We start from the raw sequence: 14001 nt of genomic DNA, 5'->3' as shown, positions 1-14001 counted from the left end.
CGAAATTGATAGAGGGCAATCTTTTTTTGTTGCTCCTCTTTTTTATTTCCCGGGAAATAGGAGAAAAAATGAGTGAAATTATAATTGAACCAGCAAAAAATAATAACAATTTAGGAGCGTTAGTTAAATTATTGGACGATGAAAAATTAACACAAACAGTGGGATTGCTTTTACCGCTTCAAGAAGAAAAACGTGCGCAAGCCATTAAGATGTTTATTCGCCATAATCATGTGATGGTAGTAAAAATAAATGAAGATATAGTGGGAATGATTGTGTTAAGTGCTTGGTATGGGGATGAAGGAAAAAGAATTGCTCATCATTATGAAGTAGGTTATCTTTTACAACAAGACCAATGGAATAAAGGCATAATGACAGCTGCACTTCAAAAATTTATTTCTATTTTGCCATCTAAAATTACGATTCATGCGGAGTGCAAACAAAGTAATTATCGTTCCCAGCGAGTACTTATTAAATGTGGCTTTATTTATGACAAGGACGACCTATGGCAATGCATTATTAATTAATCGGGCTTGCATTTTCATTTGAGTGGGGTATAATTTCATTCGATGAAGAGGTTGCGTATTTTATTAGTAACTGGTATTAGGTGAATAAGCACCGGAGTATTAGTGAAAGGGAAATATGCCGAAACACTACTTAGCTTATTTCTGGTAGATGTTGGGCTATAGTCACAATAGGCTATAGACTGTCGCAATAATTGCGGGGCGCTTCCTAAATTGATTCAACGATTAATTATAGGTATTAAGTTGGGTCTTCTGGTAGGGTTACCGATCAGAAGACCCCTTTAATTTATCCTCTTCGAAAATGTTGACGTTAAGACACACAAATTTGGAGGAAATATATTTATGGCAGATGAATCTAAGTCGACGGGTCATATGGAACGGACATTACAGACGCGTCACTTGTCCATGATTGCTCTTGGTGGAACAATCGGTACGGGACTTTTTATTGCTAGTGGATCCGCTATTTCAACTGCGGGACCTGGTGGAGCATTAGTTGCATATGGAATTATGGGAATTATGGTTTATTTCCTAATGACGAGTCTGGGTGAAATGGCAACGTATATGCCATTGACTGGATCGTTTTCAGCTTATTCGACGAAATTTGTTGATCCAGCACTAGGTTTTGCTCTTGGCTGGAATTATTGGTTTAACTGGGCAATTACAATCCCCGTTGATGTTACAACTGCGGGAATTGTAATGAATTATTGGCTTCCCAATGTTCCAGGCTGGATTTTTAGTGTAACAGTGATGGCACTAATTTTCTTAATCAATTATTTATCGGTACGGTCTTATGGTGAAACTGAATTTTGGCTTGCTTTAATCAAAGTGGTCACAGTTATCGTATTTTTAATTGTTGGTGTTGCAATTATTTTTGGAATTATGGGCGGTAAGCCTGTTGGATTAAGCAACTTCCACTACAAGCAAGCACCGTTTGTTGGGGGAGTGCCAGCGATTATTAGTGTTTTCTTGGTTGCTGGTTTCTCATTCCAAGGAACAGAATTAGTTGGAATTACTGCTGGTGAAGCCGCTACACCAGAAAAGTCTGTCTCCAAGGCAATCCATTCAACTTTCTGGCGAATTTTACTTTTTTATATTTTTGCTATTTTTGTTATTGCTTGTATCCTGCCTTACACAGATAAGAACTTATTGAATCAAGATGTTTCAAACATTACAATGAGTCCATTTACAATTGTGTTTAAGCGGGCGGGATTAGCCTTTGCAGCTAGTGCAATGAATGCGGTTATCTTAACTGCCGTCATTTCTGCTGCTAACTCTGGTTTATATGCCTCAACCCGGATGCTTTATTCACAAGCGCGTGAAGGGTATGCATGGCGGATTTTTGGTTATGTAAACCGGCGTGGTATTCCGATTTATGCTTTACTAGGAACAATGGTTGTCTCATTAGCAGCTTATGCAACCCAATTTATTGGTCCAAAAGCTTATAACTACTTAATTGGTGCATCGGGATTGTGTGGATTTATTGCATGGTTGGGAATTGCAGTTTCCCACTATCGATTTAGAAAGGCATTCCTTAAGCAGGGACATACGCTTTCCGAATTGAAGTATCACGCAACCGGATTCCCATTTGGTCCAGTATTCGCACTTGCTTTGTGTATTATCGTTATTTGTGGTCAAAACATCGATGCTTTTGTAAAAATGGATTGGCAAAACATCTTGATTACTTACATGGGAATTCCATTATTCTTAATTCTTTTCTTCTACTACAAGATTCGTTATAAGACACACTTGATTCCGCTTGATAAGGTTGATTTATCACGGCGAACAAAGGGTGAATCATACGAACCAGAAGATGATTAGCAAGTGAAAAAGGAACGAGAAAATACTCGCTCCTTTTTATTTTAAATGTTAGAATTGTTTTCGTTACTTTTTGAATTTGAAATAGGGGGAAATAACTAATGATTGCTATAGCCGGGACAATCGGTGCAGGAAAGACCAGTTTGACAAAGTTATTAGCCGACCATCTTAATAGTCAGGCCTTTTATGAGTCCGTCGACAATAATAAAATTTTGCCGCTTTTTTATAAAGATCCTAAAAAATATGGCTTCTTATTACAGATTTACTTTTTAAACAAACGTCTTGCTGAGATTAAAGATTCATACTCAAATGACTTAAATGTTTTGGACCGTTCAATCTTTGAAGATGCTTTATTGTTCAAGTTAAACGCGGATATGGGCCGGGCTACGGAAACGGAGTCAAATATTTATTCTTCATTATTAGGTAATATGATGGAAGAATTGCCAGAGCAACCACACCAAAAAGCCCCTAACCTTTTAATTACAATTAGGGTTTCGTTTGAAACAATGCTTGAACGGATTAAGAAACGGGGACGTTCATTTGAACAAATTGCTAATGATCCTTCCTTATATTCATATTATAAAAATTTAAACGAACGTTATGTTCAATGGTATGAGGATTATAATGAAAGCCCTAAGATGGTTATTGATGGCGATAAATATGATTTTGTTGAAGATCCGGCTGCAGCTAAGAAGGTCTTAGCCATGATTGATGAAAAATTAATTGAATTAAATCTTAAATAGAATTTGACAAAAAAGTATATAGATGATATATTAAATAGGCTGATTTATATAGCAAGCCTATTTATGGAGGATTAGCTCAGTTGGGAGAGCATCTGCCTTACAAGCAGGGGGTCACAGGTTCGAGCCCTGTATCCTCCATTAATTTGCGGATGTGGCGGAATTGGCAGACGCGCAAGATTTAGGATCTTGTATCATTTTGATGTAAGGGTTCAAGTCCCTTCATCCGCATTTAATATTTTTTGAAAATTCTTGTTGACATTGATGAGATTTTCGTGTAATATTAATAACCGTTGATAGGGAATAACTTATCAGAGACATGCGGAAGTAGTTCAGTGGTAGAACATCACCTTGCCATGGTGGGGGTCGCGGGTTCGAATCCCGTCTTCCGCTTATATGCACCCATAGCGCAATTGGATAGAGTGTCTGACTACGAATCAGAAGGTTGAAGGTTCGACTCCTTCTGGGTGCACTAATTATAATAAGCGTGACAGTTTAACTGTTACGCTTATTTTTTCGGAATTTAGCTCAGCTTGGTAGAGCGCTGCGTTCGGGACGCAGAGGTCGCAAGTTCAAATCTTGTAATTCCGATAAGTTAAAAAGACTGTTATCCTATTCTATAATAGAAGAGATAGCAGTCTTTTATTATTAACTTCCGAAAACAGTTAGAAAGAAAATACCAACCAGCGCTCCATAATTGAGGCGCTGGCTGGCATTTTGTCGTTTGATTATGCGTTGAAACTGTCTTTTATAAACTTTGCAATTTGATCTACTGGAATTTTTTCCGGATTATCATAAAGATCAATATGCTCGCAGTCTTCTACGATCAATTTTTGCTTTGGTTGGTTAGCGAGGTAATAAGCTCTCTCAGAATAAGAGCGGGAGTGAGCATTGTCTCCATAAACAAATAGGATTGGTCGTGGTGAAATTTCCTTAATATAGTCTAATGCAGAAAATTCAAGCATTGCTAAATTAGAAGTGGTTGTTGCGGTTCCACGTGCATTGGGATGGAAGCCACGTTTAAGAGCGTAAAAACGAAGCCATTCATTTGTTAATTCATCATGATTTGGTAAATCGTCAATACTATCATATGGTTCTTCTGGGAAGGAAGGGTGATAGTCAGGCTGCCCATTTTCAAAATCATCCCACCGTTGCTTTGATAATTGATTTTTAAGCTGGAATAATTGTTCAGGAGCAAGATTAGCCATTTCACGAATATCTGTCATATCATACATTGAAATTGTTACAACAGATTTAATTCGCGTATCAACAGCCGCAGCACTAAGAGCAAACCCAGCTCCCCCCACTGATACCGATAACACTAATTTGTTCACGATTGACATGCTTTGCTTTTGTGCCTAGATAATCAACTGCGGCACTAAAAGATTCTGCATATAAGTCTGGAGAAGCAACATGACGCGGTTCGCCAGCTGATTCGCCCATGTATACTTGATCAAATGCGAGAGTAGCAAAACCTAATTGAGCAAACGTATTTGCATAAATTGCTGCTGCCTGTTCTTTTGTGCTTCCATAAGGTGCCCCGATTACAATGGCTGGTAACAGTTTGTCTTCTTCTAGATTCTTAGGGGTGTAGATATCAGCAGCGATTGCCGTTCCATAACGATTATTGTAACGAATATGTTGCCGCTCTACATTTTCACTTAGCTTGGTGATATATCCATAAGACATTATTATACTCACTCCTTTGTCTAATTGATTAAATTATAACATCCATTATTAATAGAGAGCGTCTAAAATTATAACAGTAAAGCTTTAGTGATGATTAGTAAGTGATTTACTTTACAATATGAATAGAATTGATTTACTGGACTTTATTGTTGTTATATCAGTACTTTAATAAAAAAACAAAACTATTTATTTCGGCAAATGTGCAAATTTTCACTTTAAATTTGTCTAGGAGTTATGGTACTATAAGCATTGTAAAAAGTAATTTGTTTATTAATAAAGGAGATCTTACCTTATGAAAGCTGCTGTTATTAATGATCCAGTAGACGGTTTTGTTACTGTTAAAGATGTTCAACTTCGGGATTTGAAGCCCGGTGAAGCTTTAGTTGACATGGAATATTGTGGTCTTTGTCACACTGATTTACACGTTGCTGCTGGGGACTTTGGTAAGAAGCCCGGTCGTATTATCGGTCACGAAGGGGTTGGTCGTGTATCTAAGGTTGCCCCTGGCGTTACTTCCTTGAAAGTTGGCGACCGTGTATCAATTGCATGGTTCTTCAAGGGCTGTGGACACTGTGAATATTGTTTAACTGGTCGTGAGACTCTTTGTCGTAACGTTCTTAATTCAGGTTACACTGCTGACGGTGCGATGGCTGAACAATGTATTGTACCAGCTGACTACGCTGTTAAGGTTCCAGAAGGTCTTGATCCTGTTGAAGCTACTTCATTAACTTGTGCTGGTGTTACGATGTACAAGGCATTGAAGGTTGCTGACATCAAGCCAGGTCAATGGGTATCAATCGTTGGTGCTGGTGGTTTAGGTAACTTGGGTATCCAATTTGCGCACAACGTATTTGGTGCTCATGTTATCGCTGTTGATGGTAATCCTGATAAGCTTGAAGCCGCTAAGAAGAATGGTGCTGAAATTTTAATTAACCGTCATGACGGTGATGTTGATAAGCAAATTCAAGAAAAGGTTGGCGGTGTTCACGCTGCTGTAGTAACAGCTGTTTCCGCCTCTGCATTCGACCAAGCAGTTGATTCACTTCGCCCAGATGGTAAGCTTGTTGCCGTTGCGCTTCCACAAGGTGACATGAAGCTTAACATTGCTAAGACTGTTCTTGATGGTATCATTGTTGCTGGTTCATTAGTTGGTACCCGTCAAGACTTAGCTGAATGTTTCCAATTTGGTGCAGAAGGTAAGGTTCACCCAATCGTTAAGACTCGTAAGTTAAGCGAAATTAATGATATGATCCAAGAGCTTAAGGATAACAAGGTTGTTGGTCGTAATGTTGTTGATTTTGTTCACAACGATAACGATTAATTAAAAAAGTTAGTTCATATTTAATTCTCTAAAAGGCTAGTGTTGCACTTGAATGCTTCACTAGTCTTTATTATTTCCTTAAATGTATGGGTATAGAAGTAGGCTATCGCTCTAAAAGTGTGTTAAAATAATGGTCAAGATTAGTCAAAAGAGCCGAGGTGATATAATGGAGAATAAAAGTATTTCAGATATTATCGAAGCATACTTAAAAGAAATACTTGGTGACTCAGCTCAGGTCGAGATTCGTCGTTCTGAGATTGCTAACCAGTTTGATGTAGTACCGTCACAGATTAATTATGTTATTAAGACGAGGTTTACTATTCAAAATGGTTATTTAGTGAAAAGTAAGCGTGGGGGCGGCGGGTACATTCGAATCGAGCGAGTTAATTTACTTGATGATGTAAATGTGCTAAACTCACTTATTCAAGCAATTGGCGACTCGGTTCGTGAACGTGATGCTTTTGATATCGTTCGAACGTTATATGAAGAAGACGTGATTACCAGACGTGAAGGAGATCTTATGCTTGTTGCATTATCTAAACAAGCGCTAGCAGTTAATGATAGTAAGGTTGAAGACCAACTTCGCGCCCGGATATTAGTATCATTCTTGAATCGACTTCGCTATGAAAGTTAAAAGGGGGATTGTACATGGATAATATGTTCACGCCAAGTGCAAAGCATGTTCTAGCAATTGCACAAGAACAAGCAAAATACTTTAAACACCAAGCAGTAGGGACTGAACACCTTTTGCTTGCCCTCTCAATGGATAAAGATGGGATTGCTAATAAAATATTTGAACAATTTTCTATTACAAACGATGATATTCGTGAAGAAATTGAACGCTTAATTGGCTATGGAACGATGGAAAATCTGGGAGCTTCAGATTATCTCCCATACTCACCAAAAGCAAAGCAAGTATTATCGTTAGCAGGAAAAGAAGCCCAACAAATGCATGCATTGAAGATTGGCACTGAACACTTATTATTAGCCTTAATCGCTGATGAAAGTGTCCTATCTTCACGGATTTTATATAGTCTAGATGTTGTACCGCGACAGATGAGAAAAGTAATCTTACGGCGGTTAGGGATTGCTGATAGTCAGCAACGCAATTCTAGTCGTCAATCGTCTCGTCGGCGGGTCCAACAAACTGGTACACCAACATTAGATAAACTAGCTCGTGATATGACAGAACTTGCTCGGAATGGCCAGCTTGATCCTGTAATTGGTCGAAATAAGGAAGTTAAACGTGTGGAGCAGATTCTTAGTCGTCGTACCAAGAACAATCCTGTGCTGATCGGTGAACCTGGTGTAGGAAAGACAGCGATTGCTGAAGGACTTGCTCAGCGGATTGTTGAGGGGAAAGTCCCAGCTGAATTGGCTAATAAACGTTTAATGATGCTAGATATGGGATCATTAGTTGCGGGTACCAAGTATCGAGGAGAATTTGAAGATCGCCTTAAGAAAGTGATTGATGAGATTCAAAATGATGGGCATGTGATTCTTTTTATTGATGAACTCCATACCTTAATTGGTGCTGGTGGTGCTGAAGGAGCAATTGATGCATCTAATATTTTGAAACCAGCCTTAGCACGAGGCGAGTTGCAAACAATTGGTGCTACTACCCTTGATGAATATCAGAAATATATAGAATCTGATGCGGCACTTGAACGACGCTTTGCTACTGTTCAAGTTGATGAGCCGACTACTGACCAAACCCTGCAAATCCTGCGAGGACTACGACCGAAGTATGAGGAGCACCACCATGCTAAGATTACTGATGAAGCGCTGGAAGAAGCAGTTAAATTGTCGGATCGTTATATTTCAGATCGTTTCTTGCCGGATAAAGCAATTGATCTTATTGATGAATCGGCAGCTATGGTTCGGATTGATGCTGAAGATAAGAAAAATCATCAGCCTTCATTAGAAAGTCAGTTAGAAGATTTGCAAACCCAAAAAGAAGAAGCAATTGATAATCAAGACTTTGATCGTGCAGCTACTCTTCGTCAACAAGAATTAGCACTAAAAGATAAGATTGATCGCAAAAAGCAACGCGCTCAACAAAAGGATTCTCATAACTATAAATTGAAAGTAACTGGTGAAAACATTGCACAAGTTGTTGCTGAATGGACAGGAGTTCCTTTAACTCAATTGAAGAAGAGCGAGAGTGAACGATTGGTTAACTTGGAAAAGGTTCTGCACCAACGAGTAATTGGTCAAGATGAAGTAGTTACCGTAGTCGCTAAAGCAATTCGGCGTGCAAGAAGCGGTCTTAAGGATCCTAGTCGGCCGATTGGTTCCTTTATGTTTTTAGGACCAACTGGGGTAGGAAAAACAGAGCTTGCCAAGGCATTGGCTGCTGCAATGTTTGGCTCGGAAGATAATATGATCCGGATTGATATGTCAGAATATATGGAAAAATATAGTACTAGTCGCTTGATTGGTGCCGCTCCAGGATATGTCGGTTATGACGAGGGTGGACAATTAACTGAAAAAGTACGGCAACATCCATATTCAGTTGTCTTATTAGATGAAGCCGAAAAGGCACATCCGGATGTGTTTAATTTATTACTTCAAGTTTTAGATGATGGTTACTTAACTGATGCAAAAGGTCGGCGCGTTGATTTTAGAAATACCATTATTATTATGACTTCTAACCTTGGAGCAACTCAGCTTCAGGATGAAAAAGAAGTTGGTTTTGGGGCAAAAGATATGTCACAAGACTATAATGCGATGGCTGCGGCGATTAAGCAACAAATGAGGTTATACTTCCGACCGGAATTCCTTAATCGGATTGATGAAACGATTATTTTCCATTCATTACAAAAGAAAGAACTTCATCAAATTGTTAAACTCATGGTTAATGATTTAAATAAGCGGGTAAGCGAGCAAGGTATTAACTTGAAAGTTACGCCTGCTGCAATTGATGTAATCGCAAAGCTTGGTTACAATCCCGCTTATGGGGCTCGTCCGCTTCGTCGTGCTTTACAAGATCATGTTGAAGATGATTTGAGTACTGGCCTCCTTAGTGGTGAAATCAATGTTGGGGATGACGTAACAGTAGGTGCGCATCAAGGTAAAATTACTTTTAAAGTAAAAAAGTCGGATGAAGATAAAGCTGTTGAATTAAAATTGAATAAATAAAAGAAACGGTAAATTATTCTGAAAGTGCAGAGTAATTTACCGTTTTTGCATTCTAGCTTCGTTAAATTTGAAATGCACAAATAAATGTTTCGCATTTTATACCGCTTAAAATCAACTATAATCGTCACCTTTGTTCTCTAATGATAATAGAAGAAGGAGCTACCAAATTGCATTCATTTATCACATTTGATGATTATTTTTCTAAAACGGTTGTCAAAAGATAAGTTATAGTCTTATAATGTGTTTATCAGATAATTAATGATTAAAAATAGGGGATGAACAATAAATGAAGCGAGCGGAACAATTAGAAAAGACAAGACAAGCAATCTTAAAAACCGCTACAAAATTATTTTTACAAAAGGGATTTGGTGAAACTTCAACACGGGATATTGCCAAACAGATTGGAATTACTCAACCGGCTTTATACCACCACTTCAGCGATAAAGAGGTTTTATATCTGGATGTAATGACAAATTTATGTGGAAAAGTTCGCCAAGATATTAATAAAGTAATGCGTAAACATGATTTGTCACCGAATGAACAATTATGGCAAATTACCAAGGCATTAAAAAAACATCATCCATTAAGTGTTTATGACCAATACAATCAAGCGATGCGTCTATTATCGAAAAGTGCACAGCAAAAGCTTAATATGATTTTTACGATGGATTATCTAGAACCGATTGCAGCATTCTTCCGTCAACCGGATGTAGGGTTGCGCCCTGACATTCTTCCTAAAGAAGCTGCTGAATTATTTATTGCCGGATTAACTCCAATTTTTGGTACTTCTCAATTAATTGGTGGCCATTCAATTACACCAGAACAACGTGACCAATTAATCCTAGATTGCATTGTTAACGGTTTATCAAATTGGGGCGGAAAAAATTAAAAAATATAAAAATAATTGTTGACAAAAATTAATAGAACTTGTATACTTTAATAGTATGTAATTGTGAGTTCATTTGAACCTGGTGATCTATTGTCCATCAGATTCTGCATAAAAGCCAAAGACAGTCGTTGAACTGTTTTTGGATTTTTTTTGCCCAAAAGTCGTATTTTAGGCAAATTGTAATCAAATTGTAACATTTAAATGAGCTCGCGGAATAAATTAGAGAGGTGAACAGTTTGGCTGGACATTTAGTTAAATACGGTAAACACCGTACCCGTCGTAGCTACTCGCGAATTAAAGAAGTTCTCGAATTGCCAAACCTTATTGAAATCCAAACCGATTCTTACAATTGGTTTATGGAAAAAGGTTTACGGGAAATGTTTGATGATATTATGCCAATTGATGATTTTCAAGGAAAGCTTTCTTTGGAATTCGTTGACTATCAACTTTTAGAACCTAAGTATACTGTTGACGAAGCTCGTGAACACGATGCTAATTACTCAGCACCACTTCATGTTACGTTACGGCTAACTAACCATGAAACTGGTGAAATTAAGTCTCAAGATGTATTCTTTGGTGACTTCCCACTAATGACTGACCAAGGTACATTCATTATTAATGGTGCCGAACGGGTTATTGTTTCACAATTAGTTCGTTCACCAGGGGTCTACTATAGTGAAGAAAATGATAAAAATGGTCGGCCAAACTACGGTGCTACCTTTATTCCAAACCGTGGTGCATGGTTAGAATACGAAACTGATGCTAAGAATGTTTCATATGTTCGAATCGACCGGACTCGTAAGTTGCCAATGACTGAATTAATTCGTGCATTGGGCTTTGGCTCTGACGATGAAATTATTGATATGTTCGGTGGCGATAGTGAGACATTATCATTAACCTTGGATAAAGATGTTCACAAGAACGCTGAAGATTCTCGGGTTGAAGAAGCCTTAAAGGACATTTATGAACGGCTTCGTCCTGGTGAACCCAAGACTGCTGATTCAGCACGGAGCTTATTAACAGCTCGTTTCTTTGATCCAAAGCGTTATGATATGGCACCAGTTGGTCGTTACAAGACAAACAAGAAGTTGATGCTTAAGTACCGTTTACTTGGACAAACTTTAGCTGAAACTTTAGCAGATCCTGATACTGGTGAAGTATTAGCGCAAAAGGGTGATACGGTAACTAAGGAATTGCTTAATAAGCTTGAACCTTACTTAGACCGTGATGACTTTAAGACTATTACTTACACTCCATCAGATGAAGCGGTTGTAACTGAACCAGTTAAGTTACAAAAGATTTTAGTATATTCTAAGACTGATCCTGATCGAGTTGTACCTATTATTGGTAACGGTCATATCCCATTAGAATACAAGCACATTGAACCAGCTGATATTCTTGCTTCCTTAAACTACTTCTTTAACTTACAAGAAGGTATTGGTAGTACAGACGATATCGACCACTTAGGTAACCGTCGTATTCGTTCAGTTGGTGAATTACTTCAAAACCAATTCCGGATTGGTCTTGCACGGATGGAACGGGTTGTTCGTGAACGGATGTCAATTCAAGATCCTGACACTGTTACCCCACAGCAATTGATTAATATTCGTCCAGTGGTTGCTTCTATTAAAGAATTCTTTGGTTCATCCCAGCTTTCTCAGTTCATGGACCAAACCAACCCATTAGGTGAATTAACTCATAAGCGTCGTCTTTCAGCGCTTGGTCCTGGTGGTTTGACTCGTGACCGGGCTGGATATGAAGTGCGGGACGTTCACTATACTCACTATGGCCGGATGTGCCCTATTGAAACGCCAGAAGGTCCTAACATTGGTCTTATTAACAGTCTTTCATCTTACGCACGGGTAAATAAATATGGATTCATCGAAACTCCATACCGTCGTGTTTCCTGGAAGGATCACAAGGTAACTGATAAGATTGATTACTTAACCGCTGACGAAGAAGATAACTTCATCATTGCTCAGGCTAACACGCCATTAAATGATGATGGTTCATTTGTTGACGATCAAGTAATGGCTCGTGATAAGGATGACTACATCGAAACCAGTGTTGAAAACATTGATTACATGGATGTTTCTCCTAAGCAAGTTGTTTCTGTTGCCTCTGCATGTATCCCATTCCTTGAAAACGATGACTCCAACCGTGCGTTGATGGGTGCTAACATGCAACGGCAGGCTGTTCCGTTGATCAATCCTCATGCTCCATTGGTAAGTACTGGTATTGACTACAAGGCTGCCCATGACTCTGGGGTTGCAATGATTGCTAAGAAGCCAGGAACGGTTGAGTATGTAGATGCTCGTGAAGTACGGGTTCGTGAAGAAGATGGAACACTTGATACTTACAAGTTAATGAAGTTCCGTCGTTCAAACGGTGGTAAGAACTACAACCAACGCCCAATTGTTAAGGTTGGCGAACATGTTGATGCTGATGACGTATTAGCTGATGGTCCATCAATGGAACAAGGTGAATTAGCTCTTGGACAAAATCCATTAATCGCCTTCATGACTTGGCAAGGATACAACTTCGAAGATGCCATCGCTATTAATGAACGACTAGTTAAAGACGATGTTTATACTTCTATCCACATCGAATCATACGAATCTGAAGCACGTGAAACCAAGCTTGGACCTGAAGAAATGACGCGGGAAATTCCAAACGTTGGTGACGATGCTTTGAAAGATCTTGATGAAAACGGGATTGTTCGTGTCGGTGCCGAAGTTCATGATGGAGATATTTTAGTAGGTAAGGTTACTCCAAAGGGAATGACTGAATTATCTGCCGAAGAACGCCTTCTTCACGCTATCTTTGGTGAAAAATCACGTGAAGTTCGTGATACTTCATTACGTGTTCCTCATGGTGGTGGCGGAATCATCCAAGATGTTAAAGTCTTCACTCGTGAAAATGGGGATGAACTATCACCAGGTGTAAATACAATGGTTCGTGTTTACATTGCACAAAAGCGGAAGATCCAAGTTGGGGATAAGATGTCTGGACGTCATGGTAACAAGGGTACTGTTTCTATCGTTGTGCCAGAAGAAGATATGCCATATATGCCAGATGGAACTCCTATTGATATTATGCTTAGTCCGATGGGTGTGCCAAGTCGTATGAACATTGGTCAGCTTCTTGAATTGCACCTAGGAATGGCTGCTCATCGTCTTGGGATTCATATGGCTACTCCAGTATTCGATGGTGCATCTGATAAAGATGTGTGGGATGCTGTTCGTGAATCTGGATTCCCAGAGGACGGTAAGACAATTCTTTATGACGGTCGTACCGGTGAACCATTTGAAAACCGGATTGCTGTTGGTTCAATGCACTATCTTAAGTTAGCTCACATGGTTGATGATAAGATTCACGCTCGTTCAACTGGTCCTTACTCACTTGTTACTCAACAGCCATTAGGTGGTAAGGCACAATTTGGTGGACAGCGTTTCGGTGAAATGGAAGTTTGGGCTCTTGAAGCTTATGGTGCTGCCTACACTCTTCAAGAAATCCTTACTTACAAGTCAGATGATACTGTTGGTCGTGTTCGGACTTATGATGCAATCATCAATGGTCAACCAATTCCTAAGCCAGGTGTTCCAGAATCATTCCGTGTTCTTGTTAAGGAATTACAAGCATTAGGTCTTGATATGAAGGTTCTTGATGGTAACAACAAGGAAATTCAGTTAAAGAACATGGACGAAGATGATGATGAAGTTGTAAATGTTGATGCATTAGCTAAATATGCAGAAGAACATAAAACAGACGATAAGAAGAACGAAGAAGAAAACAAGTCTGAAGCAACTTCAACAACTACCGATGACAAAACTAATCAAAATTAATATTTAGGTTGCTACGGTTTACTGAAAGAAGGAGGAACAT

General features: G+C 38.9%; 10 protein-coding genes, 5 tRNA genes and 1 riboswitch. Of the genes, 13 read left to right on the top strand and 2 right to left on the bottom strand.

From position 1 onward, the window contains the following. Nucleotides 1-68: 68 nt before the first annotated feature. The 8 genes from SH603_RS09255 (at nt 69) to SH603_RS09220 (ending at nt 3667) form a co-directional block, all read left to right on the top strand. Nucleotides 69-524: a GNAT family N-acetyltransferase gene (locus tag SH603_RS09255; RefSeq protein ID WP_169470895.1), complete on the top strand. Its 456-nt coding sequence runs from the start codon at nt 69-71 to the stop codon at nt 522-524. A 37-nt stretch (nt 525-561) separates the two neighbouring features. Next, a riboswitch (Lysine riboswitch) is annotated at nt 562-736 on the top strand. Nucleotides 737-863: 127 nt separating this feature from the next. Beyond that, the gene (locus tag SH603_RS09250; RefSeq protein ID WP_035168573.1) at nt 864-2339 is read left to right on the top strand and encodes an amino acid permease; all 1476 of its coding nucleotides are present in this window, start codon (nt 864-866) and stop codon (nt 2337-2339) included. 98 nt (nt 2340-2437) lie between these two features. Then, the gene (locus tag SH603_RS09245; RefSeq protein ID WP_321533879.1) at nt 2438-3079 is read left to right on the top strand and encodes a deoxynucleoside kinase; all 642 of its coding nucleotides are present in this window, start codon (nt 2438-2440) and stop codon (nt 3077-3079) included. Between the two features lie 65 nt (nt 3080-3144). Beyond that, nucleotides 3145-3217: transfer RNA gene (locus tag SH603_RS09240), tRNA-Val, on the top strand. A gap of 7 nt (nt 3218-3224) precedes the next feature. Next, a tRNA-Leu gene (locus tag SH603_RS09235) sits at nt 3225-3307 on the top strand. 90 nt (nt 3308-3397) lie between these two features. Then, nucleotides 3398-3469, top strand: a tRNA-Gly gene (locus SH603_RS09230). A 5-nt stretch (nt 3470-3474) separates the two neighbouring features. Next, nucleotides 3475-3548: transfer RNA gene (locus SH603_RS09225), tRNA-Arg, on the top strand. A 45-nt stretch (nt 3549-3593) separates the two neighbouring features. After that, nucleotides 3594-3667: transfer RNA gene (locus tag SH603_RS09220), tRNA-Pro, on the top strand. A 137-nt stretch (nt 3668-3804) separates the two neighbouring features. Here the strand turns inward: SH603_RS09220 and SH603_RS11390 are convergent. Beyond that, nucleotides 3805-4410 carry an alpha/beta hydrolase gene (locus SH603_RS11390; protein ID WP_225436710.1) on the bottom strand — a complete coding sequence of 202 codons (606 nt, stop codon included), beginning with the start codon at nt 4408-4410 and terminating at the stop codon, nt 3805-3807. After that, nucleotides 4358-4765, bottom strand: a complete 408-nt coding sequence (locus tag SH603_RS11385; RefSeq protein ID WP_225436709.1) for an alpha/beta hydrolase — start codon at nt 4763-4765, stop codon at nt 4358-4360. Before SH603_RS11385 ends, SH603_RS11390 begins: the two co-directional genes overlap by 53 nt. A 292-nt stretch (nt 4766-5057) precedes the next feature. Between SH603_RS11385 and adhP the strand changes: the two genes are divergently transcribed. The 5 genes from adhP (at nt 5058) to SH603_RS09190 (ending at nt 13961) form a co-directional block, all read left to right on the top strand. Further along, nucleotides 5058-6086: an alcohol dehydrogenase AdhP gene (gene adhP / locus SH603_RS09210; protein WP_019253136.1), complete on the top strand. Its 1029-nt coding sequence runs from the start codon at nt 5058-5060 to the stop codon at nt 6084-6086. A 166-nt stretch (nt 6087-6252) separates the two neighbouring features. After that, entirely contained in the window at nt 6253-6720 is a 468-nt protein-coding gene (locus tag SH603_RS09205) for a CtsR family transcriptional regulator (protein ID WP_003664589.1), read from the top strand. A gap of 14 nt (nt 6721-6734) precedes the next feature. After that, nucleotides 6735-9227 carry an ATP-dependent Clp protease ATP-binding subunit gene (locus SH603_RS09200; RefSeq protein WP_321533878.1) on the top strand — a complete coding sequence of 831 codons (2493 nt, stop codon included), beginning with the start codon at nt 6735-6737 and terminating at the stop codon, nt 9225-9227. 286 nt (nt 9228-9513) lie between these two features. Further along, nucleotides 9514-10116, top strand: a complete 603-nt coding sequence (locus SH603_RS09195; protein WP_169472423.1) for a TetR/AcrR family transcriptional regulator — start codon at nt 9514-9516, stop codon at nt 10114-10116. Nucleotides 10117-10343: 227 nt separating this feature from the next. After that, complete coding sequence (locus SH603_RS09190) at nt 10344-13961, top strand: DNA-directed RNA polymerase subunit beta (protein WP_321533877.1); 3618 nt, start codon at nt 10344-10346, stop codon at nt 13959-13961. Nucleotides 13962-14001: the final 40 nt, after the last annotated feature.

This window comes from Limosilactobacillus reuteri (assembly GCF_034259105.1).
Classification (GTDB): Bacteria; Bacillota; Bacilli; order Lactobacillales; family Lactobacillaceae; genus Limosilactobacillus; species Limosilactobacillus reuteri_G.
This window is presented reverse-complemented; position numbering and strand designations above follow the sequence as displayed.